Annotated in this window: 25 protein-coding genes; 14 read left to right on the forward strand and 11 right to left on the reverse strand. The window is 66.7% G+C overall.

The window, feature by feature from the left end:
• Nucleotides 1–38: 38 nt before the first annotated feature.
• Nucleotides 39–1,223: a GGDEF domain-containing protein gene (locus N1F91_RS05165; RefSeq protein ID WP_289990674.1), complete on the forward strand. Its 1,185-nt coding sequence runs from the start codon at nucleotides 39–41 to the stop codon at nucleotides 1,221–1,223.
• A 12-nt stretch (nucleotides 1,224–1,235) separates the two neighbouring features.
• Here N1F91_RS05165 and chrA read toward each other — a convergent pair whose 3' ends face one another.
• The 3 genes from chrA to N1F91_RS05180 form a co-directional block, all read right to left on the reverse strand.
• Complete coding sequence (chrA, locus tag N1F91_RS05170) at nucleotides 1,236–2,588, reverse strand: chromate efflux transporter (RefSeq protein WP_289990675.1); 1,353 nt, start codon at nucleotides 2,586–2,588, stop codon at nucleotides 1,236–1,238.
• Nucleotides 2,585–2,908, reverse strand: coding sequence for a rhodanese-like domain-containing protein (locus N1F91_RS05175; RefSeq protein ID WP_289990676.1), 324 nt, complete (start codon nucleotides 2,906–2,908; stop codon nucleotides 2,585–2,587). Before N1F91_RS05175 ends, chrA begins: the two co-directional genes overlap by 4 nt.
• A gap of 157 nt (nucleotides 2,909–3,065) precedes the next feature.
• Complete coding sequence (locus tag N1F91_RS05180) at nucleotides 3,066–3,902, reverse strand: helix-turn-helix transcriptional regulator (protein ID WP_289990677.1); 837 nt, start codon at nucleotides 3,900–3,902, stop codon at nucleotides 3,066–3,068.
• Nucleotides 3,903–4,009: 107 nt separating this feature from the next.
• On the opposite strand from N1F91_RS05180, the gene N1F91_RS05185 reads away from it, so the two are divergent.
• The gene (locus tag N1F91_RS05185) at nucleotides 4,010–5,221 is read left to right on the forward strand and encodes an MFS transporter (protein WP_289990678.1); all 1,212 of its coding nucleotides are present in this window, start codon (nucleotides 4,010–4,012) and stop codon (nucleotides 5,219–5,221) included.
• Between the two features lie 19 nt (nucleotides 5,222–5,240).
• Here the strand turns inward: N1F91_RS05185 and N1F91_RS05190 are convergent, their stop codons facing one another.
• Together N1F91_RS05190 and N1F91_RS05195 are read right to left on the reverse strand one after the other, a co-directional pair.
• Entirely contained in the window at nucleotides 5,241–5,639 is a 399-nt protein-coding gene (locus N1F91_RS05190; protein ID WP_289990679.1) for a cupin domain-containing protein, read from the reverse strand.
• Nucleotides 5,640–5,710: 71 nt separating this feature from the next.
• Nucleotides 5,711–6,583 (reverse strand): LysR family transcriptional regulator, encoded by an 873-nt coding sequence (locus N1F91_RS05195; protein WP_289990680.1) that lies wholly within the window; start codon nucleotides 6,581–6,583, stop codon nucleotides 5,711–5,713.
• A 114-nt stretch (nucleotides 6,584–6,697) separates the two neighbouring features.
• Here N1F91_RS05195 and N1F91_RS05200 point away from each other — a divergent pair, with 114 nt between their 5' ends.
• Nucleotides 6,698–6,922 (forward strand): hypothetical protein, encoded by a 225-nt coding sequence (locus N1F91_RS05200; RefSeq protein ID WP_289990681.1) that lies wholly within the window; start codon nucleotides 6,698–6,700, stop codon nucleotides 6,920–6,922.
• Here N1F91_RS05200 and N1F91_RS05205 read toward each other — a convergent pair.
• A complete protein-coding gene (locus N1F91_RS05205) occupies nucleotides 6,919–7,653 on the reverse strand; it encodes a DUF502 domain-containing protein (RefSeq protein WP_289990682.1) in 735 nt (244 codons plus the stop codon). The two genes, N1F91_RS05200 and N1F91_RS05205, sit on opposite strands and share 4 nt — an antisense overlap.
• A gap of 294 nt (nucleotides 7,654–7,947) precedes the next feature.
• Between N1F91_RS05205 and N1F91_RS05210 the strand changes: the two genes are divergently transcribed.
• Nucleotides 7,948–8,565, forward strand: coding sequence for a 50S ribosomal protein L25/general stress protein Ctc (locus N1F91_RS05210; protein WP_289990683.1), 618 nt, complete (start codon nucleotides 7,948–7,950; stop codon nucleotides 8,563–8,565).
• A gap of 24 nt (nucleotides 8,566–8,589) precedes the next feature.
• The gene (pth, locus tag N1F91_RS05215; protein WP_289990684.1) at nucleotides 8,590–9,318 is read left to right on the forward strand and encodes an aminoacyl-tRNA hydrolase; all 729 of its coding nucleotides are present in this window, start codon (nucleotides 8,590–8,592) and stop codon (nucleotides 9,316–9,318) included.
• Between the two features lie 369 nt (nucleotides 9,319–9,687).
• On the opposite strand, the gene N1F91_RS05220 is transcribed toward pth, so the two are convergent.
• Together N1F91_RS05220 and N1F91_RS05225 are read right to left on the reverse strand one after the other, a co-directional pair.
• Nucleotides 9,688–10,500: an SDR family oxidoreductase gene (locus tag N1F91_RS05220; RefSeq protein ID WP_289990685.1), complete on the reverse strand. Its 813-nt coding sequence runs from the start codon at nucleotides 10,498–10,500 to the stop codon at nucleotides 9,688–9,690.
• A gap of 10 nt (nucleotides 10,501–10,510) precedes the next feature.
• The gene (locus N1F91_RS05225) at nucleotides 10,511–11,380 is read right to left on the reverse strand and encodes an SDR family oxidoreductase (RefSeq protein WP_289990686.1); all 870 of its coding nucleotides are present in this window, start codon (nucleotides 11,378–11,380) and stop codon (nucleotides 10,511–10,513) included.
• A gap of 156 nt (nucleotides 11,381–11,536) precedes the next feature.
• Here N1F91_RS05225 and N1F91_RS05230 point away from each other — a divergent pair, with 156 nt between their 5' ends.
• The 7 genes from N1F91_RS05230 to N1F91_RS05260 all read left to right on the forward strand — a co-directional run bounded on the left by N1F91_RS05230 (nucleotide 11,537) and on the right by N1F91_RS05260 (nucleotide 16,474).
• On the forward strand, nucleotides 11,537–12,427 hold the full coding sequence (locus N1F91_RS05230; protein WP_289990687.1) for an AraC family transcriptional regulator: 891 nt from the start codon (nucleotides 11,537–11,539) through the stop codon (nucleotides 12,425–12,427).
• A 264-nt stretch (nucleotides 12,428–12,691) separates the two neighbouring features.
• On the forward strand, nucleotides 12,692–13,282 hold the full coding sequence (locus N1F91_RS05235; protein WP_289990688.1) for an exopolysaccharide biosynthesis protein: 591 nt from the start codon (nucleotides 12,692–12,694) through the stop codon (nucleotides 13,280–13,282).
• Nucleotides 13,283–13,380: 98 nt separating this feature from the next.
• Nucleotides 13,381–13,608 carry a hypothetical protein gene (locus N1F91_RS05240; protein ID WP_289990689.1) on the forward strand — a complete coding sequence of 76 codons (228 nt, stop codon included), beginning with the start codon at nucleotides 13,381–13,383 and terminating at the stop codon, nucleotides 13,606–13,608.
• Nucleotides 13,595–14,041: a PIN domain-containing protein gene (locus tag N1F91_RS05245; protein ID WP_289990690.1), complete on the forward strand. Its 447-nt coding sequence runs from the start codon at nucleotides 13,595–13,597 to the stop codon at nucleotides 14,039–14,041. Before N1F91_RS05240 ends, N1F91_RS05245 begins: the two co-directional genes overlap by 14 nt.
• A gap of 14 nt (nucleotides 14,042–14,055) precedes the next feature.
• Nucleotides 14,056–15,159, forward strand: a complete 1,104-nt coding sequence (gene ychF, locus N1F91_RS05250; protein ID WP_289990691.1) for a redox-regulated ATPase YchF — start codon at nucleotides 14,056–14,058, stop codon at nucleotides 15,157–15,159.
• A gap of 62 nt (nucleotides 15,160–15,221) precedes the next feature.
• On the forward strand, nucleotides 15,222–15,653 hold the full coding sequence (locus N1F91_RS05255) for a GNAT family N-acetyltransferase (RefSeq protein ID WP_289990692.1): 432 nt from the start codon (nucleotides 15,222–15,224) through the stop codon (nucleotides 15,651–15,653).
• 155 nt (nucleotides 15,654–15,808) lie between these two features.
• Nucleotides 15,809–16,474: a hypothetical protein gene (locus N1F91_RS05260; protein ID WP_289990693.1), complete on the forward strand. Its 666-nt coding sequence runs from the start codon at nucleotides 15,809–15,811 to the stop codon at nucleotides 16,472–16,474.
• Nucleotides 16,475–16,520: 46 nt separating this feature from the next.
• On the opposite strand, the gene N1F91_RS05265 is transcribed toward N1F91_RS05260, so the two are convergent.
• Together N1F91_RS05265 and N1F91_RS05270 are read right to left on the reverse strand one after the other, a co-directional pair.
• The gene (locus N1F91_RS05265) at nucleotides 16,521–16,727 is read right to left on the reverse strand and encodes a DUF2892 domain-containing protein (RefSeq protein ID WP_289990694.1); all 207 of its coding nucleotides are present in this window, start codon (nucleotides 16,725–16,727) and stop codon (nucleotides 16,521–16,523) included.
• Nucleotides 16,728–16,885: 158 nt separating this feature from the next.
• Nucleotides 16,886–17,533, reverse strand: a complete 648-nt coding sequence (locus tag N1F91_RS05270) for a Crp/Fnr family transcriptional regulator (protein ID WP_289990695.1) — start codon at nucleotides 17,531–17,533, stop codon at nucleotides 16,886–16,888.
• Between the two features lie 159 nt (nucleotides 17,534–17,692).
• Here N1F91_RS05270 and N1F91_RS05275 point away from each other — a divergent pair, with 159 nt between their 5' ends.
• Together N1F91_RS05275 and N1F91_RS05280 are read left to right on the forward strand one after the other, a co-directional pair.
• On the forward strand, nucleotides 17,693–18,160 hold the full coding sequence (locus N1F91_RS05275; RefSeq protein ID WP_289990696.1) for a MaoC family dehydratase: 468 nt from the start codon (nucleotides 17,693–17,695) through the stop codon (nucleotides 18,158–18,160).
• On the forward strand, nucleotides 18,157–18,624 hold the full coding sequence (locus tag N1F91_RS05280) for a MaoC family dehydratase (RefSeq protein WP_289990697.1): 468 nt from the start codon (nucleotides 18,157–18,159) through the stop codon (nucleotides 18,622–18,624). Before N1F91_RS05275 ends, N1F91_RS05280 begins: the two co-directional genes overlap by 4 nt.
• A 19-nt stretch (nucleotides 18,625–18,643) precedes the next feature.
• On the opposite strand, the gene N1F91_RS05285 is transcribed toward N1F91_RS05280, so the two are convergent.
• Nucleotides 18,644–18,940 (reverse strand): PilZ domain-containing protein, encoded by a 297-nt coding sequence (locus N1F91_RS05285; RefSeq protein WP_289990698.1) that lies wholly within the window; start codon nucleotides 18,938–18,940, stop codon nucleotides 18,644–18,646.
• Between the last annotated feature and the right edge of the window lie 46 nt (nucleotides 18,941–18,986).

Genomic DNA, 18,986 nt, shown 5'->3' on the forward strand with positions numbered 1-18,986 from the left:
GGGGCATGCTGAATCGGCATCCAGAACCGTTTGGAAGAATGGATGGAACTGCTCGGGGCTCGGACGCGTCCGCAGCCGCCGCAGTCGTGTTCTGGGCCGCCTATCGCTGGCTGACGAAGCCGCGACGCTTCGATACGCCGGAAATTCGAGAACGGCTGATCCGCAGCATGTTCGAACGGCGGCTGGCCGTCCTCTTCGGCGTGCTGACATCCGTAGCGACCGCAATCACGGCCCTCGTTCTCACCGGCGCCTTGTGGCCCGTGGCCTGGATCGTCACCGAGATCGTTCTTTTCGCGGGCCGATACAGGAACGTCGAGAGGATCGCCACGAAGCCGGAGCAGGAACGGCATCGCGCCTATGCAAGGCTCGTCTTCTTCGGTGTTGCCTGGTCGGTGACATATGGTCTGGGACAATTCGCCTGTGCCACCAGCGGCATCGACCTGCTCATCGTGATGGGTGCGATCAATACAGCCGGCGCCGTGGGCAACATCGCCTCGCGCAATGCGTCTCTTCCACGCCTGGGCACGATCGCGATGGTCTTTGCAGGGTTGCCATTCGGGTTCGGTCTCTATCTCCACGGCGCGCCGGAGATGCTCATGGTATTCGTCATGGCGACCCTGCTGACCGGCGGCATGGTGCTGGTCATGCTGCAGAACCACGAGATCATGCTGCGCATGATCAACGCGGAATGGACAAATCACCTCGCCGCAAGAACGGACCGGCTGACCGAACTGCCCAACCGCATCCATCTGGAAGAACGCCTCATGGACCTCTGCGACGACCTCTCGACGATGCCGGGCGCGCCGTCCTTCGCCGTGCTCTGCCTCGACCTCGACGGGTTCAAGGCGGTGAACGACCAGTTCGGCCACGCAGCCGGCGACACCCTGCTGCGGGCGGTGGCCGGGCGGATCGTCCAGTCGATCCGCGACCGTGACATCGCCTGCCGGGTCGGCGGCGACGAGTTCGTCCTCCTGCTGCCCGACACGTCCGCGTCTGAGGCTTCGTTCGTCGCCGCAAGGCTGATCACCGCGATCTCGCGGCCTTACGACATCGGGATCGACCATCTGGTCCGCATCGGTGTCAGCGTCGGCAGCGCGGTGGCCGAAGAGCCGGGCGAATCTCCCCAGGGATTGCTGGACCGGGCCGACCAGGCGCTTTACTCGGCCAAGGCCGCCGGCAAGGGCGTGCACCGCGAAGGACTGATCGGCAGCGCCGGCCGCTGACGCTCGCGACCGTCAGGTCAGGGCCAGCGCAGCGCCGGCCGCCGCGCAGACGAAAAGCACCGCGATCAGGTTGACGTGATATCGCAGCAAGGCCACGCCGGCCGCGACCGCGATGGCGGCTGCCGCCGGATCGAAACTCAATGGCGAGGGCGACGGAAGCGACAGCGGCCCGAACGCCACCTCGCCGACTTCTCCGAACAGGACGTGCAGCGCGAACCATACGGCGAGATTGGCGATCACGCCCACCACGGCGGCCGTCACCGCAGAGAGCGCGGCCGCCAGCCAGCGAACATTGCGCACCGTCTCGACATAAGGCGCGCCGGCGAAGATCCAGAGGAAGCAGGGCACGAAGGTGAACCACAGCGTCACCAGCGCGCCTGCCAGGCCACCGACGATCGGATCCAGCCCCGACAGCCGTGCGCCGCCGAGCGCGCCGACGAAGAGAAGCACCAGAATCAGCGGCCCGGGCGTGGTTTCCGCCAGTCCAAGGCCGGTCAGCATCTCGTCGGGCCGCAGCCACTGGTGAACCTCGACCGCCTGCTGCGCCACATAGGCCAGCACGGCATAGGCGCCGCCGAAGGTGACCGCGGCCATGGTGGAGAAGAAGCCGGCTTCGACCGAGAGCACGTGATCCGCTCCCAGTGTCACCTGCAGTGCCGCGAGCGGCACGAACCAGAGCGCCAGCCAGGTGAGGCTGGTCGACAGGAATCGCCGGAGGCTCGGCCGCGTCCACTCCGGCCCCGCCGGCTCGACGACCGGGGCTTCGGCCGTGGCGGAACCATCTGACGACCGTCCAGCGGCGTGGAGCGCGGCGCCGATGGCCCCGGCCGCCAGGATGATCACCGGGAACGGCACGTCGAGGAAAGCGATGGCCACGAAGGCCGCCACCGCCAGCACGATCATTGTCCGGCTCTTCAGCGCCCGTTTCGACACCTTGACCAGCGCCTCCAGCACGACGGCCAGCACGGCTGCCTTGAGACCGAAGAGCAGGCCCTGCACGAGCGCCAGTTCGCCTGCCAGCATGTAGGCGATGGTGAGCGCGGTGATCAGCACGGCCCCGGGCAGGACGAAGAGCAGGCCCGCGACCAGCCCGCCGCGCACGCCGTGCAGCAGCCATCCCGCATAGGTGGCGAGTTGCATCGCTTCGGGGCCAGGCAGCAGCATGCAGTAGTTCAGCGCATGCAGGAAGCGCGCCTCGTCCAGCCACTTCCTTTCCTCGACGAGGATGCGGTGCATGAGCGCGATCTGGCCTGCCGGGCCGCCGAAGGACAGGAGCCCGATGCGGGCGAAGACGGCGACGACCTCGCCGAACGGGACCAGCCTCCCGGCAGAATCGGCGGCCGACGTAGCAGGGGCCAGGCTCATACGTCCGCTCCGATCGCCTCGACGGGATTGCCTCGGGCCTGCCAGGCTGCGAAGCCGCCGTCGAGATAGCGGCAATCGACGCCCAACCCGGCCAGCCGGTTCGCGACGTCCCGGCTGACCTCGTGTCCATGGACGCAGAAGACGACAACGGTGCGACCAACGAGGGCGCGAGCCCATTCGGCTACGCGCTCGGGTTCGCCGCGCAGCGAATCCGGAATGGTCAGGCCGGACGCCGCACGGGCCGGCCCCTTTCTCACGTCGATCAGCAATGGTGCGTCGCAAGCATTCGAGAGATCGGCGCAAGTGATGGATTTCGGCATGACGGGCCTCCGCAACAGACGAGCGAAGGCGGACTTGAGCCGAAGCCTCTGGCGGGGAGTCCACCCATGCCCCCGCACTCCGACGCTACAGCGACGCTGCGCCGCGATCAACCGGCCGGGCGTGAAGGACATTCGATCCCTCGCGGCGACAGGCCGGTCAGTCCCCTGCCGACGGCTCCCGCTCCCGGGCCGCGATATAGCCGCGCGGCGAGACGCCGAGCATCTGGCGGAACATCGTCGTGAAGGCCGGCGCGCTGTCGTAGCCGAGGTCGAGGGCGACCGTCGTCACCGCGATGCCGGAGGCGAGCCGCGGCAGGGCGGCAAGCAGCGTCGCCTGGCGACGCCACAGCGACAGGCTGAGGCCCGTTTCTCGCTGGAAGGCGCGGGTAAAGCCGCGCCGGCTCATGCCCGCCCGATCCGCCCATTCGTCGATCGTGACGTGCGGCGTCGGCGCATCGAGGAAGCCGCGGCAGAGTCGCGCCAGGCGTTCGTCGGATGGCAGGGGCAACGCGAACGGCCTGACCGGCAGCCGGGGGATCTCGAGCAGGATGAGGCGCATGATTGCCCGCGCGCGCTCGTCGTCGGCGTCCTTCGCGCTCAGGTCGACAGCTTCGACCACGAGGCTGCGCATCAGCCCGCTCATCGCCAGCACGCGCAGCACTGACGGCAACCCGGGTGCTGCGCCGGGCACGACATAGGCGGAGCGCATCCGAACTTCGCCCAGCATCTCGACCGCATGCGTGATCCCGGCCGGGATCCACATCGCGTGGCCGGGCGGCACGATCCACCGCCCCTGTGCCGTCGAGACCAGAACCACGCCCGACAGGGCGTGCAGCAACTGCGAACGGCGGTGTTGGTGCGGCGCGACGCGGTGGCCGTCCGGATAGTCGCCCGCCGCGGCCACCACGTCGCCCGCCGCCGCCTCGATCCAGTCCAGCCGCCGGCGATGCTCGTCGTCTCCGGCCGCGGTCGCCGCAATGCGTGTCGAAGGCAAGCGTGTCCTCCCGATGCTGGCCCACTTGCGAATGAAATCGAACGAACCACGAAGGACGAACGGCGGCAAGAGGCGTAGACGCGGTCTGCACATCCGGGATCAGCATCTTGACCGACACGACCATCGGCGCCGTCCGCCGCACCGCTTCCGCCACCGTCTTCCCCGTCATCTTCGCGGTGAGCCTCTGCCACCTGCTGAACGACGTGATGCAGTCGCTGCTGGCGGCGATCTATCCGATGCTGAAGACCGACTATGCCCTCGATTTCTGGCAGATCGGGCTTCTCACCTTCACCTTCCAGGTCACCGCCTCGCTGCTGCAGCCGGCCATCGGTTTCTACACCGACAAGCGGCCGATGCCGCAGTCGCTCCCCTTCGCCATGGCCTCCACCATGGCCGGCCTGCTGCTGCTCGCCTATGCGACGACCTATCCGCTGCTTCTGGCCGGGGCGGCGATGATCGGCATCGGCTCGGCGATCTTCCACCCCGAGGCGTCGCGCGTGGCGCGGCTCGCTTCGGGCGGCCGCTACGGGCTGGCGCAGTCGCTGTTCCAGGTGGGCGGCAATTTCGGCACCGCGATCGGCCCGCTCCTCGCCGCCTTCATCGTGGTGCCGCGCGGCCAGGCCAGCGTCGCCTGGTTCTCGCTGGTGGCGCTGCTGGGCATGGTCATCCTGCGGCAGGTCGGCAACTGGTACGGACGCTACAACGCCGCGAATGCCGGACGCCCGGCCGCCAGCCGGACCCTGCCGATCTCGCGCAACCGCGTGGTGATGTCGATCGTGGTGCTGGCGCTTTTGATGTTCAGCAAGAACACCTACACGGCCTCGATCACCAGCTACTACACCTTCTTCCTGATCGAGCGCTTCGACGTCTCGGTGCAGCAGTCGCAGATGATGCTGTTCCTGTTCCTCGGCGCGATGGCGCTGGGCACCGTGCTCGGCGGGCCGTTCGGCGACCGCTTCGGTTCGAAGACGGTGATCTGGTTCTCGATCCTGGGCGTCCTGCCCTTCACCCTCGCCCTGCCCTATGCGGACCTGTTCTGGAGCGGTGTCCTGACCATCCTGATCGGCGTCATCCTCGCTTCGGCCTTCCCGGCGATCGTGGTCTTCGCGCAGGAACTCGTGCCGGGACGGGTCGGCATGATCGCCGGCATCTTCTTCGGCATGGCCTTCGGCATCGGCGGCATCGCCGCAGCCGTTCTCGGCGTTCTCGCCGACGCGAAGGGCATCGAGTTCGTCTACTGGCTCTGCTCGCTGCTGCCGTTCCTCGGCCTGCTGACGGTGTTCCTGCCGTCGATGAAGGAACTGCGCCCCGGCCGCTGAGGGCGCGGCGCGCCTGCGCCTACCTGCCCGGATACTGCTCGTCGGTCACCGGCTCCATCCAGTCGATGTGCTTGCCGTCGAGCGCCTCGTGGATGGCGATGTGGCTCATGGCGGTCTCGGGACCTGCGCCATGCCAGTGCTTTTCGCCCGGCGCGATCCACAGCGTGTCGCCGGGCCTGAGCTCGATCACCGGCTCGCCGAGCTTCTGCGCCAGGCCGTATCCCGAGACGACGTGCAGCGTCTGGCCGAGAGGGTGCGTGTGCCAGTTGGTGCGCGCACCGGGTGCGAAATGAACGGTCACCGCCCGCACCCGCGACGGCTCGTCCGCCTCGACGATCGGATCCTGCCAGACGGTACCGGTGAACCACTCCGACGACGCCCGCTTGCTGGGCCGCTGGCCGCTGGTGAAATGCTGCATGTTCGTCTCCTCCATCCGTGCCTTCGGATAGGGAAGGCAGACATGAGGGCCCGTCAAGGGCGGCCTTGCCGTCACGCGACCATGGAGGTGGCGGACAAAGTCCCGAAGGCCTCGCGGATCGCGTCGGCCATGCCGCCCACCGCGCCGCCGGTTGCGCCCGGATGGCGGTGCAGGACGACATGCGAGGCGTCGATGTCGCCGAAGCCGTCGGCGGGTCCGAGTTCGCGGCAGCCTTCCGGGATGTTGCTGCGCGAGATCGGCGCGATGGCGAGCCCCGACAGGACGGCAAGCTTCAGCCCGCCACTGGTGTCGCTCGAATAGGCGATGCGATAGTCGACGCCGCGCTGTTCCGGGGAGCGCAGGGCGAACTCCCGGCACCAGCCGGAACTCCCGTAGAGCGCGATCGGCACCGGCGTCTCCTCATGCATGCGATGCACGGTCGAGGTCACCCAGACCGTCGGATCGGTCATCAGGATCTCGCCTTCCGAGAAATCCTGCCATTCGAAGATGACGGCGAGGTCGAGTTCCCCCGCCCGCACCTTGCCGAGATGGACGGCCGAGCATCCGTAATTGACGGTGAGGTCGACGTCGGGATGGCGTTTGGAAAAGGCGCCAAGAGCACGCGACAGGATCGACTGCCCGTATTCCTCCGGGATGCCGATACGCACGAGCCCGCTGAGCGGCGGCGCGCGGAAGGCGGCCACCGTCTCCTGCATCAACGCCACGATGCGCCGGGCGTTGGGCAGGAGCAGGCTACCGCGGCGGGTCAAGACGACGCCGCGCGAACCGCGTTCGAACAGCACGTCGCCCACGGCGTCCTCGAGCCGCTTGACCTGCATGCTGACGGCCGACTGGGTGCGCCCGACCCGTTCCCCCGCCCGGGTGAAGTTACCGGTCTCCGCCACGGCCACGAAGGTGCGCAGAAGATCACTATCCAGGTTCATACTGCGCCTCCCCGTCATTCAGAATGCTGATGACAGGCATTCTTTCAATTCGTTTGCGCGATGTCAAATCGGCTGCCACCGTGCGGCCAGAAGGCAGGATGGAAGGAGGCGGTCATGTCGCTGCTGACGGTGATGCCCACGGTTCCGACTGCGGCGAGACGGTTCTGGACGGTCCTTTTGCGCATGCTCCCGGCGCGGGCAAAGCCGGTGGCAGCCGTGCCCGTGAAACTGGACGCGCGCCTGCTCGCCGACATCGGGTTGACCGAGCAGGACGTCCTGAGCGTCGAAAGACGATACTGGCGCGAATGGGAGAAGTCCCAGCGAGCCTGGAATCTCTAGCTCTTGTCCCCGGTCGGCGCGGCATCCTCCAAGCGGAGATCTCCACCCGCGGCGGCATCCGCGTCCGGTGTCGCGGCGGTCCGCGGTGTCTCGGCAGACTGCGAATAGTGCACCTCGTCGGGCGCATTCGAACCGCCGGTGACGACGAAGGCCATCGCCTGGTCGAAGGTCCAGTCGGTGAAGGTTACCTTGTCGATCGGTACGATCTCGATGTAGCCGTTGGTCGGATTGGGCGCAGTCGGCACATAGACGGCCACAAGCTCGTCGCCGGTCGTGGCATCGCGCAGCGTACGGGTGACGATGCCGATCGCCTTCATGTCGCGGGACGGGAAATCGATCAGGACCACGCGCTGGCTGCCCTCCCCGGCCGGCCCGCTGATGGCCAGGAAGCGCTTGGTGGCGCGGTAGATGGTCTCCACGAAGGGTATCGCACCGACAGCCTTCTCGAACAGAGAGATGAGGCGCTGTCCGATGACACGGCCCGCCGCCCAGCCCAGCACGTAGAGGAAGACCAGCACCACCAGAACGGCGGCGATCGACTGCAGCGTGTCGTTCAGCAGGAGATCGGCGATGCCGGGATTCGTGGCCCGCAACCCGCGTGCGACGCCACGGATCCAGGGTTCGCCGACGCTCGACAGCAACTGGAAGAGGAAGCGCACGATCACATAGGTGATGACGAGCGGCGCGGCCGTGAGCAGCCCGATGACGATGGTGCGTCCGATCGGCTTCAAGAGCCTGGCCTCCATGGCGGGTTGGCGAGAGGGAACGTGACGACACAGTCTAGCCGAGCCGTCGGCTGCGGAGTACCCCCGCGCCGCGTGGCAGACGCGCAGCGGCGCCGGAGGTTCCACCGGACGCGCCGGATGCCCAACTTGCGCTGCCGCGGCCCTTCGGCTATAGCACCGCCACCCGCGTAGACACCCTTGGAGGCAACGCGGCTGAGGGCCGCCCCGTCAGGCGGCTTTCGACGTTTGAGGTCGGCCGTGCCGACCCCAGGCGCTCCAGCAACACCGAAAGGAAATGCCATGAGCCAGCAGGCTTACGAGCTGAAGGCCGAGGCGCGCGAACGGGTCGGTAAGGGGTCCGCCCGGGATGTTCGCCGCAACGGTAAGGTTCCCGCCGTGATCTACGGCGGCAAGCAGCCCCCCGTCGCCATCGCCCTGTCCTACAAGGACGTCTACATGAAGATCCACGGCGGCGGTTTCCTGACCACCGTCGCGACCATCGACGTGAACGGCGAGAAGATCCAGGTCCTGCCGAAGGACTTCCAGCTGGATCCGGTCAAGGACTTCCCGATGCACGTCGACTTCCTGCGCATCGACCGCGACTCCGTCGTCACCGTCGAAGTGCCGGTTCACTTCGTCAACGAGGAGAAGAGCCCCGGCCTCAAGCGCGGCGGCGTGCTCAACATCGTCCGTCACGAGGTCGAATTCGTCTGCCCGGCCAACGCGATCCCCGAATTCATCACGGTGGACCTCGAAGGCACGGATCTCGGCGACTCCATCCACATCTCCTCCGTGAAGCTGCCGGAAGGCGTCAAGCCGACCATCGCCGATCGCGATTTCACGATCGCCACGATCGCCGCGCCGGCCGGCCTGCGCTCGGAAGGCGCCGAGGAAGAGGCTTCCGAAGGCGAAGAGTAATCCTGTCGTCGGGAGGGCTGACCCGTGCACATCATCGCAGGTCTCGGCAATCCCGGCTCCAGATACGCCCGAAACCGGCACAATGTCGGTTTCATGGCGGTGGACGCGATCGCCCGCCGCCATTCCTTCTCGCCTTGGGCGAAGAAGTTCCGCGCCGAGATCGCCGAAGGCATGCTGGGCGGCGAGAAGGTGCTGCTGATCAAGCCGCAGACCTTCATGAACGCGTCCGGAGAATCCGTCGGCGAGGCGATGCGCTTCTACAAGCTCGCGCCGTCCGACATCGTCGTCCTCTATGACGAACTCGACCTCGCTCCCGGGAAGATCCGCATCAAGACCGGCGGCGGCGCCGGCGGCCACAACGGCATCCGCTCGCTCGACAGCCATGTCGGCAAGGACTATCGCCGCGTCCGCATCGGCATCGGCCATCCGGGCGACAAGGCACTGGTGCACAACTGGGTGCTCGGCGACTTCGCCAAGATCGACTCGATCTGGCTCGATCCGCTGCTCGACGCCATCGCCGACAACGCCGACATGCTGGCCAGGGGCGACGACAACTCCTTCATGAACAAGGCCGCCCTCGCCGTCCCCGGCGACGGGAAGTCGCGCCGCGACGGCGCGGAAGAAGAAGCGCCGGCCCCGCCGAAGGGCAAGAGCCACATCCGCCAGGCCCGCCCCCCGCAACAGCCGGTCAAGCTGCCCGAGAGCGGCCCGATGGCGGCGATGCTGAAGAAGCTGTTCGGCAAGGGGGAGTAGGCGGGCTGGGGAGTGTGGCTCGGCGTCTGGTTTCGACCCCTTGCAGTCAGTAGGCATGGTTTGGCAGCAGCCCGAAAACAGCCATTCGAAGGGAAGTCGGATCTCGGCTCGAACGGAACCGACTGCGGAATGGCGGGTTTCGAGTGATGGTCTTCGGTAACCTGCCGTACTTAGGCCGCCCATGAATGGTTCATTTTTCGAGGCAGCTCGCGCCCAACTCGGAACGCGGGCGACCGCCCCGGCGCTACCTTTCGCAGCCGGGATCGAACTGGCCTATGACCAGCTCGAAGTGAAATGCGGGCCGTTCAAGCCGGGCGCTGACATTACCGACTCGGCAGCTCCAATGTGTGATGGCCCTGCAGGCTGACGTCAGCTCCCCATCAGGTCCTTGATCCCGCCGATGAAACTCGCGTCGTCCTTAGCCTTTCGGTCGCCGAGAAGCGCATGGGCGTCCTGGCCCGCGCGGAAGCGGAGGCGGTTTCCGGTCTCGTTGGCGCTCTGCCAGATCACCTCGGCCACAACGTTGGGGGAGGACGGGCTCGCGGCCAGCTTGCCAAACAGCCGCCCCATGGCCGCGGCGGTCGGGGCATAGTCGGAGAGCGTTTCATCCATCGCAAAGTCGAAGGAACGGCCGCCGAAATCTGTCTTGATCATCCCCGGCTCGACGATGCGCACGCGGATGCCGAGCGGCTCGAGTTCATAGTGCAGCGCCTCCGACATCCCTTCGACGGCGAACTTGGTGCCGTGGTAGAGCGTGCCGAGCGGGAAGGAAATCTGCCCGCCAATGGACGAGATATTAACGATGGTGCCCGAGCGGTTCGCCCGCATGTGAGGCAGCACGGCCTTCGTCACCTCCAGCAGCCCGATCACGTTGGTGTCGAACTGGCGCCGGATGCGATCGGTCGAGAAGGCCTCGAGCGGGCCATATGCCCCGTAGCCGGCGTTGTTCAGCAGCACGTCGATCCGACGGAATCGCGCGATCCCCTCGGCCACCGCCTCCGCGATGGACCCCGCGTCGGTCACGTCGAGCCGTGTCACCATCACGTTGTCAAGCCTGGCCAGGTCCGCGCCGGCGGACGGGTCGCGCATGGTGGCGATGACATTCCAGCCCTCGGACTGGAACCGCAGGGCCGTGGCCTTGCCGATGCCGGACGAAGCGCCCGTGATCAGGATAGTGCTCATGATTGTCTCCTCAGGCGTTCAGGTCGAGCATCTGCGCAATGCCGAATTTGGTCATGACTGTGCGGGTCACGTCGTGCAGCACGTCGTTGTAGCGTTCGATCTGGGGGCCGACGCCAGTGTGGTCGACGACCGTGCGGAACGGCTTTTTCCCGAAGGGCATGTCTAGAAGGATAACCACGGCTTCAGCGATCCGCTCGGGGCGCTGGTCGGGCGTCGCCTCCAGCATCTGCGCCAGACCTGCCGCCGACATCGCGGGCACCTGTGCGAACGCGCCATAGCCAGCCTCGCGGCCCGGATCGTCGGGCGTGACCATCCCGTCGAAGAAGGCCGTTGGCATGGCGCCCGGTTCGATAATGCAGGATTCGATGCCAAAGCTCGAAAGCTCGGTCCGGTAGCATTCCACGATAGCCTCCAGCGCCCATTTCGAGGCCGAATAGGTACCGTAAAACGGTGTGGCGATCCGGCCGATCAGGCTGGAGGTATAAAGGATCGTGCCGCGGCCATGCGCGCGCATGTGGGGCAAGGCCGCGCGCATTACTCGCTGGATGCCCATAACGTTGACGTCAAAAACGCGGTTCATGTCCTCGGGCGACATCAGTTCCTGAATGCCGTAGGAGCCGATCCCGGCATTGTTGAACAGCACGTCCAGACCGTCCAGCACCGCGATGGCCTGCGCCACGCCCGCGTCACTGCTGGCGCTGTCCGTCACGTCCATCTCGACGATCCTCGCGCCCGCGGCCTCCAACTCGGCGACCGTAGCGGCGCTGCGCCCCGCACGGCTGCGTACGCTGCCCACGACTGCGTGCCCGCGCTCCAGAAGCGCCAGTGCCGTTGGCTTGCCAAAACCGCCCGCAATACCGGTGATGAAAATCTTCGCCATGTTCGCCTTCCTTTTGGTTGCTCAGACGAGCCTAATGCGACGGAGTCCCTCATTCTTTCCTGATTTTACGAGTTTCTTGCCTGATCCTCCGGGCACGGCGAGTTTCGAACAACAAGGCACGGGCTCTGTGCTAAAGGGAGGGCCAACGAGGAAAGCATGACACACGGCAACCTTTTGCATCACGTATCGTCGTTGCTTGACCGGGAGGGACCCGCGCAAGGCGTGCTTGCGGATGGCCCCAGCGGACTGCATTTCCTGCGGTTCGCGGCTCCGTCCGGGCAGGATGCGACCGTCTACCGCCCGCTTCTGTGCCTTGTTCTGCAAGGCGCCAAGGAGGTCGGCACGAGCACGAGAACCCTGCGCGTCGCGGACGGACAATCGCTCGTTGTCAGCCATGCCCTGCCCGTCGTCTCTCGCATCACCGAGGCCACGCCGGACCGCCCTTACGTTGCCCTCGTCGTCCCGATCGACCTCGACCTTCTGCGCGGGATGGTCGCCGACGTGGCGCCCGCCCGTGCCGCCAGCCCGCATGACCCGTTCTCGATCTCGCTCTGCCAGACTGACCTGGAAATGGAGGAAGCGCTTCTGCGCTATCTCAGGCAATGCGAGAGCGAAGAGGCGCGCCGCCTGCTGGCCCCGATCACGGCGCGGGAAGTCCACGCGCGGCTTCTCCTCGGTGCCCATGCTGAGCCGCTGCACAAGCTGCTCTGGCACGAGACAACGGCCAGTCGTATTTTCGAGGCCACGCGCGAGATCCAGTCCGACTTGGCCCGGCCGCTGGCGGTGCGCGACCTTGCGGACCGAACCGGCATGAGCAGTTCGGCCTTTTTCGAGCACTTCAAGGCCGTCACCGGCACCTCGCCGTTGCAATACCAGAAGGACCTGCGTCTCTTGCGCGCCCGCGAGGCGTTGCGCAGCACGAACAAGAAGGTCTCCGAGATCGCGTTCGGGGTCGGATACGAAAGCTCGGCCCAGTTCTCGCGGGAATACGCCCGCAAGTTTGGCTTGCCTCCAAGGCAGGACCGCTCCGTCCACGCAGCAGAGTAGCCGTCATTCAGCTGCTATCCTATCCGGATGGCCGTCGCTCCTTGAGATTTTCAGTGGCTTAGGGTGCGCTTAGTACCCAGATTTTAGGCGCGTTGCCGTCGAAGTGCGGTGGTCACCTGGATGGCCGCTTTCCCAACTCGTCGCCTAGAAGCCGACAGTCCGCATTCCACCCCATTGCAGCCACCCACCCCCACCTCCCCCCATGCAACGCCCCGCCCTCCCGCGCGTTTCGATCCCGAACGCACCAGCCACGGGAACGCCTGCATGAACGAGCCTTCCGAGCCGGGCGAGGTGGAGAGCCTCGTCGAGACGGTGGAGAGCGCGGCCGAGGGGGATGGCGACGTTTCCGTGGGGGAACTCGTCGAGACGATCGGCAATGACGCGCTGGCGTCGCTGATGCTGGTCTCTTCGCTCATCATGGTGTCGCCCGCGAGCGGCATACCCGGCCTGTCGACGGCCGGGGCCACCATCGTCGCGCTCGCCGCCATTCAGCTGGCGGTGGGACGACACACGATGTGGCTGCCCGGCTTCCTGGCGAAGCGGCGCGTTGCCCGCTCCAGGCTCCACAAGGCGGCCGACTGGCTGGACAAGCCGGCCCGGTTTCTCGACCGCATCACCGGCCAGCGGCTCAGCTTCCTTGCGGCGCGGCCGTTCAGCATCGCGCCGGCACTGCTGTGCGTCCTGATCGCGCTCTGCGTGCCGTTTCTGGAACTCATCCCCTTCTCCGCCTCGATCGCCGGCAGCGCCATCGCCTTCATCGCGCTCGGGCTCGTGGCGCGCGACGGCGTGCTGATCATCCTCGGCCTGCTGGCGACGCTGGGCGCGGCGACGCTGGTGTGGACGGTGGCGACTTAGGCCCTGGTTCGCTTGACCGCTCGTCACGAAACCACGATATCACGAAAACAGGAATCTCGTGATATCGTGAGGTCGCGGTGAAGAACGTTACCGTTTCCATGGATGACAGACTGGCCCAGGAAGTGAGGGTCGAGGCGGCGAAGGCCGGCAAATCCATGTCCAGGTACATTTCGGACGTGGTCGAGGCCGCCGTACGCGCATCGCCGGCAGGCGAGATACGCAACCGGCAACTGGACGCGATCGAGGCCATCCTGTCCGGCCCCAGATGGGACGTCACGGAAAACGGCAGGATGCCGACGGCGGACGAGCGCAATGCCCGTCGCTGAGGTCTTCGTCGATACCAACGTCCTGTTGTACGTGCACGATGCCCGGAACGCCGAAAAGCGGGACATCGCAGCTCGGTGGCTTCATCGGCTTGCTCGGGACCAGCGCGCGCGCGTCAATCTTCAGGTCCTGAACGAGCTTGCCTCCGTACTCGAGCGCAAGCGCTGGTTCGATACGCATGAAGACGTCTTTCGCATCGTCGATCACTTCGCGGCGCTCGGCTCCAGTCCCGTCACCCTGAAAGCCGTCGAAACGGCTCGGACGATCAAGCGCGCCAACGGGTTTTCCTGGTGGGACTGCCTGCTTTTGGGCTCCGCGGTGGAACTCGGGTGTAGCCATTTCCTCTCCGAGGATTTACAGGACGGCCAGCAAATCGGCGGCTTGACGGTCGTCAATCCATTCCTCCACGATCCGGCCGAAATCCTCGGCCCCTAGGAGAGTTCATACCCATGGGCTTCAAATGCGGCATCGTTGGGCTTCCCAACGTGGGCAAGTCGACCTTGTTCAATGCGCTCACCCGGACCGCCGCCGCGCAGGCGGCGAACTATCCCTTCTGCACCATCGAGCCGAACACCGGCGAGGTGGCGGTGCCGGATCCGCGGCTGAAGAAGCTCGCCGCTGCCGGCAAGTCGAAGGAGATCATCCCGACCCGCATCTCCTTCGTCGACATCGCCGGCCTGGTGCGCGGCGCCTCGAAGGGCGAAGGGCTCGGCAACCAGTTCCTCGCCAACATCCGCGAGGTCGACGCGGTGGTGCACGTGCTGCGCTGCTTCGAGGATGACGACATCACCCATGTCGAGGGCCGCATCGACCCCGTGGCCGACGCCGAGACGGTCGAGACCGAGCTGATGCTGGCCGACCTCGACAGCCTCGAGCGCCGCATCGTGCAGTTCCGCAAGCGCGCCGGCGTCAAGGACAAGGAAGCGCTGACCATCCTGCCGGTCATGGAACAGGCGCTCGCCCTGCTCAACGACGGCAAGCCGGTGCGCATTCTTCTGGGCAAGCTGGCAGCAGACGAGCTCGAGATCCTGCAGTCGCTCAACCTCCTGACCGCGCATCCCGTCCTCTACGTCTGCAACGTCTCGGAGGCCGACGCCGCCAAGGGCAATGCGCACACTGCCGCCGTGGAGAAGATGGCCGCCGCGCAGGGCGCCGGTACCGTCGTCATTTCCGCCGCGATCGAAGCGGAGGTGGCGCAGCTTCCCGACGAGGAGGCGCAGGAATTCCTCGCCGATCTCGGCCTCAAGGAGCCGGGCTTGGACAAGCTCATCCGCGCCGGCTACGACCTTTTGCACCTGATCACCTATTTCACCGTCGGTCCGAAGGAGACGCGCGCCTGGACCATCCACCGCGGCACCAAGGCGCCGCAGGCGGCCGGCGTCATCCACACCGACTTCGAGAAGGGCTTCATCCGCGCCCAGACCATCGCCTATGACGACTTCGTCACGCTGGGAGGCGAAGTCCCGGCCAAGGAAGCGGGCAAGGCGCGCGACGAAGGCAAGGAATACGTCGTCCAGGACGGCGACGTGCTGCTGTTCAAGTTCAACGTCTGAGCGACGCGCGGCGGGGTCGCCTCCGGCACCGGACGCCGATGCGACGCGTCCGGGAGGCGCCCTTGCCGATCCAGTCCCCGTCCCTTCGCCCGGCCACCCGAGCCGACGCGGCCTTCTTCGTGGATCTCGAGGAAGCCTGCATGCGCGCCTACGCGGTGGCGCTGTGGGGCGAGTGGCGCCCCTCGGCGACCGTCGAGAGCTTCGATCCGGCGGGCATGCGCGTCATCCTGATGGACGGACAGGACGCTGGCGTGCTCGTGACAGGACCGGAGGCAGGGCATCTGCGCGTCCAGAAGCTCTATGTATCGCCCGACTGCCAGAACCGTGGCCTGGGCGCCTGGGCCCTCGGCGTGGCGATCGCCGAGGCCGAGGCCGCCGGGCTGCCGGTGATGCTCACCGTGCTCACCACCAACCCCGCCCGCCGCTTCTACGAGCGCGAGGGGTTCCGTCTCGCGGGCGAGACCCCGGAGCGTCTCACGATGGTGCGTCCGTAGCGGGGACCGCGCCCGCCGGAAGAACGGCCGTTTCCGCGCCGTCCCGGGGCCGACGGCCTCCGTCCCCCCGGTCCCGCAGGTCCGGCCCGATCACGATCGCGAGGGTGCGCGCCGCCCCGCTTCCGCCGGTTCCCGCCGCGTGCGATGTCTGGGGCATGAACACGCAGACCCACATGCTGATGGGCGCCGCCCTGTTCGGCCGGCCGATGCCGAGGCTCGCCTGGGCGGCGGTTGCCGGCGGCATCGCTCCCGACGTCCCGATGTACCTCATCGTCGCCGGGCTGCGCATGGTCGGCTACCCGATGCGCGAGATTTTCGAGCGGCTCTACTGGGAGAACTGGTGGCAGATCGCCAATGCGATCGGCCATTCCTTCGTGCTCTGGGGCGGACTGGTCGCCGTGTCGCTTACCCTACTTCCCCGGCCCTGGTCGGACCGCTTCGCGGCGCAGCCCGCGTCGGCCACCGGACGCAACGATCCCGCGCCTCCGGCCGGCCGCCTGACGCGATCCGCGCCGCTGCTCTTCGCCGTCTCGGCCTCCGCGCTCCTGCATTCGGCGATCGATTTCCTCGTCCACCGCGACGATGCCCACATGCAGTTCTGGCCATTGACCGAGTGGCGGTTCCGTTCGCCGCTGTCCTACTGGGATCCGGCCCACGGCGGGACCTGGTTCGGCCTCTTCGAGGCCGCGCTCGGCATCCTGCTGATCGTCGTCCTCTTCCGGCGCTACCGCTCGCGCCGCCTTCGGGCGCTCCTTGCCCTGGCGCTCGTGCTCTACGCCGCGGTTCCCGCCTATTTCATCTTCGGCATGGCGCACCATTGACCAGGCCCGCCCGGAGGCGGGCCTGGCGATGGTCGCTGCAGACGCCTCAGGTCCGCTTGACCGGGCAGGTCGAGAGGCCGAGCACCGTGTAGAGCGGACACCAGCCCATCAGGCCGGTGGCGATCGGTACGAGGCCGATCAGGCTCCAGTAGCGCCAGGACGCATCGGGGTAGAGGAAGAAGAGCGACAGCAGCACGAGGCCCGCCACGACGCGCAGCGCCCGGTCGATCGTGCCTTCATTGATCTTGAACATGTAAGTCCCTTCCTTGATCCAGGATGGCCGCCAAGGTGCGCCACCCGTCAATGGCGCCTGTATGGTCTTTCACGAGCGTCCGGTCGGTGACGTCGTCACATTCGGAAGACTGCAATGTGCTGGCACTCCGGGCGGTCCGCCCGGGCTAATGGAACGCATCATCCGCCGACCAACGCAGCCAGGCGTCCCCGGTCCGTGATCCTGATCTGGCCGCGATCGAGGTCGACGAAGCCTTTCGCCGCCAGCGCCTCGAGCCGCCGCGAGACCACCTCGCGAGCCGAACCGATGGCGGTGGCGATCTGCTGGTGGGTCAGGTGCGCGACGCCGGAGGCATCGGCCCGCTCGAGCAGCAGCCCCGCCAGCCGCTCCTCGATCCGCACGAAGGCGACCTGTTCGAGCACGCGCGTCACGTCGCCCATGCGTTCGGCGAAGGCGCGGAAGACGAAGCGCCGGAAGGCCTTCGAGCTTTCCATCAGGTTCATGAACAGGCCGCGCGGCACGATCGCCATGGTTACCGGCGTCTCTGCGATTGCTTCCCCCGTATAGTGCTGGCCGCCCAGCATGCCGAGCGTCGTCTGGATGCAGGTCTCCCCGGCCTCGACCGTGTAGAGCAGGATCTCGCGGCCCGACCGCCCCGTCAGGTAGACCGCGACGCGTCCGGACTTGACCAGGACAAATCCCTTCGCCTCGTCGCCCGGGCGAAACAGCACCGTCCCCTCCCCGACCGTCGTCCTCGGCAGCCGCGAGAGGTGTTCTGCGGCGGACGGGTCGAGCGCCGCGACGAGATCGTCGATGTGATCGTCCATGGTCCCCCGCTCTGCCGCCGCCGTCCTGCTGCCCGCATTGTCGCGCGCATCGCGCCCGGGCGAAAGCCCGCTGCGACGATCCTCCGCAGGTGCGGGCGGCGCTTGCGCTCGCTGCGGAAACCGGCGAAAAACCGTTCGGCTTTGAACAAGGTGACCCGGATGACGGACAAGACATGGGCCTATGAGGATTTCGAGGTCGGCAGGATCATCGATCTCGGCCCCCGCAGGGTGGAGGCACCGGAGATGATCGAATTCGCCGCCGAATTCGATCCGCAACCGATGCATCTCGACGAGGAAGCGGGAAAGGCCAGCATCCTCGGCGGTCTCGCGGCGTCGGGCCTGTTCACCGCCGGCATCTTCATGCGCATGATGTGCGACGCCTATCTGCTGGACTCCACGTCTCAGGGCTCGCCCGGCGTCGATTACCTGAACTTCCGGCGGCCGCTGCTCGCCGGCGACACGCTGAGCGGCCGCACGACGGTGCTCTCGCGGCGCGTGTCGTCCTCCCGGCCAGGTCTCGGCTTCGTCTCCGTCCGGCATGATCTGTTCAACCAGCGCGGCGAACTCGTCTGCGAGATGGCAAACACCGGCATGTTTCTGCTGCGCAACCCCGGAGCGGCCGCATGAGCCTCGACCAGAGACTGGCCATCGGCGAGACGATCGTGCTCGGCAGCCACACCTTCGGCGCCGACGAGATCAAGGCCTTCGCCGCGAAGTTCGACCCGCAACGCTTCCATCTCGACGAGGAGGCGGCCAGGTCCAGCGTCTTCAAACGCCTCTGCGCGTCCGGCTGGCACACGATCTCCACCTGGATGAAATACAACGCAGCCGCCATGCCAGCCATCGTGGAACGGTCGAAAGCCTTTGGCGAGGCTATCGAGTTCGGCCCGGCTGCCGGCATCCGCGAACTGAAATGGCTGAAGCCCGTCTATGTCGGCGACACGATCACCTTCACCCGCAAGGCGCTCGGCCACCGCCCTCTCGCCTCGCGTCCCGGCTGGCGGATGATGACCATGGAGAACGAGGCCCTGGACCAGGACGGGACGGTGGTGATGCGCTTCTCGACGATGGTGCTGATGAAGACCGGCTGACCCGGCAGTCCCGCCTGCGCTACATTCCGTAGTGCCAGCTGGGTTTCGGCTCCGTGCCCAGGAACTGCACGCCGATCCGGTCGCCGATCCGCCAGCGCAGGCTGGCGCGATAGCCGATCCCGTCGGTGGGGACATAGAGAAGGAACGTTTCGGGCACCACCGTCGAAGGCGGCAGCCGGATTTCGGCACCATGCTCGTGCATGTTGCGGATCGTGCAGCTGATTTCCGAGTGCTTCATGCCGAGCAGGATAGTCGCGCCCTTGAGCACACGCCTTCTGTGTTCGCGGGCACCAAGGAGGGACGGCTGCGGGATCATCGGGCATCTCTTGGCATTGCTCGCCGAGACTAGCTGCCAATCGTTA

This window comes from Aquibium sp. ELW1220 (genome assembly GCF_030398385.1).
In the GTDB taxonomy this organism is placed as follows: Bacteria; Pseudomonadota; Alphaproteobacteria; order Rhizobiales; family Rhizobiaceae; genus Aquibium.

Excerpts from the sequence above, each read along its gene's own strand:
- N1F91_RS05165 (WP_289990674.1), top strand. The coding sequence starts at position 39 with ATGGATGGAACTGCTCGGGGCTCGGACGCGTCCGCAGCCGCCGCAGTC.
- chrA (WP_289990675.1), bottom strand. The coding sequence starts at position 2,588 with ATGAGCCTGGCCCCTGCTACGTCGGCCGCCGATTCTGCCGGGAGGCTG.
- N1F91_RS05175 (WP_289990676.1), bottom strand. The coding sequence starts at position 2,908 with ATGCCGAAATCCATCACTTGCGCCGATCTCTCGAATGCTTGCGACGCA.
- N1F91_RS05190 (WP_289990679.1), bottom strand. The coding sequence starts at position 5,639 with ATGCAGCATTTCACCAGCGGCCAGCGGCCCAGCAAGCGGGCGTCGTCG.
- N1F91_RS05195 (WP_289990680.1), bottom strand. The coding sequence starts at position 6,583 with ATGAACCTGGATAGTGATCTTCTGCGCACCTTCGTGGCCGTGGCGGAG.
- N1F91_RS05200 (WP_289990681.1), top strand. The coding sequence starts at position 6,698 with ATGTCGCTGCTGACGGTGATGCCCACGGTTCCGACTGCGGCGAGACGG.
- N1F91_RS05210 (WP_289990683.1), top strand. The coding sequence starts at position 7,948 with ATGAGCCAGCAGGCTTACGAGCTGAAGGCCGAGGCGCGCGAACGGGTC.
- N1F91_RS05220 (WP_289990685.1), bottom strand. The coding sequence starts at position 10,500 with ATGAGCACTATCCTGATCACGGGCGCTTCGTCCGGCATCGGCAAGGCC.
- N1F91_RS05225 (WP_289990686.1), bottom strand. The coding sequence starts at position 11,380 with ATGGCGAAGATTTTCATCACCGGTATTGCGGGCGGTTTTGGCAAGCCA.
- N1F91_RS05230 (WP_289990687.1), top strand. The coding sequence starts at position 11,537 with ATGACACACGGCAACCTTTTGCATCACGTATCGTCGTTGCTTGACCGG.
- N1F91_RS05235 (WP_289990688.1), top strand. The coding sequence starts at position 12,692 with ATGAACGAGCCTTCCGAGCCGGGCGAGGTGGAGAGCCTCGTCGAGACG.
- N1F91_RS05240 (WP_289990689.1), top strand. The coding sequence starts at position 13,381 with ATGGATGACAGACTGGCCCAGGAAGTGAGGGTCGAGGCGGCGAAGGCC.
- N1F91_RS05245 (WP_289990690.1), top strand. The coding sequence starts at position 13,595 with ATGCCCGTCGCTGAGGTCTTCGTCGATACCAACGTCCTGTTGTACGTG.
- ychF (WP_289990691.1), top strand. The coding sequence starts at position 14,056 with ATGGGCTTCAAATGCGGCATCGTTGGGCTTCCCAACGTGGGCAAGTCG.
- N1F91_RS05260 (WP_289990693.1), top strand. The coding sequence starts at position 15,809 with ATGAACACGCAGACCCACATGCTGATGGGCGCCGCCCTGTTCGGCCGG.
- N1F91_RS05265 (WP_289990694.1), bottom strand. The coding sequence starts at position 16,727 with ATGTTCAAGATCAATGAAGGCACGATCGACCGGGCGCTGCGCGTCGTG.
- N1F91_RS05270 (WP_289990695.1), bottom strand. The coding sequence starts at position 17,533 with ATGGACGATCACATCGACGATCTCGTCGCGGCGCTCGACCCGTCCGCC.
- N1F91_RS05275 (WP_289990696.1), top strand. The coding sequence starts at position 17,693 with ATGACGGACAAGACATGGGCCTATGAGGATTTCGAGGTCGGCAGGATC.
- N1F91_RS05280 (WP_289990697.1), top strand. The coding sequence starts at position 18,157 with ATGAGCCTCGACCAGAGACTGGCCATCGGCGAGACGATCGTGCTCGGC.
- N1F91_RS05285 (WP_289990698.1), bottom strand. The coding sequence starts at position 18,940 with ATGATCCCGCAGCCGTCCCTCCTTGGTGCCCGCGAACACAGAAGGCGT.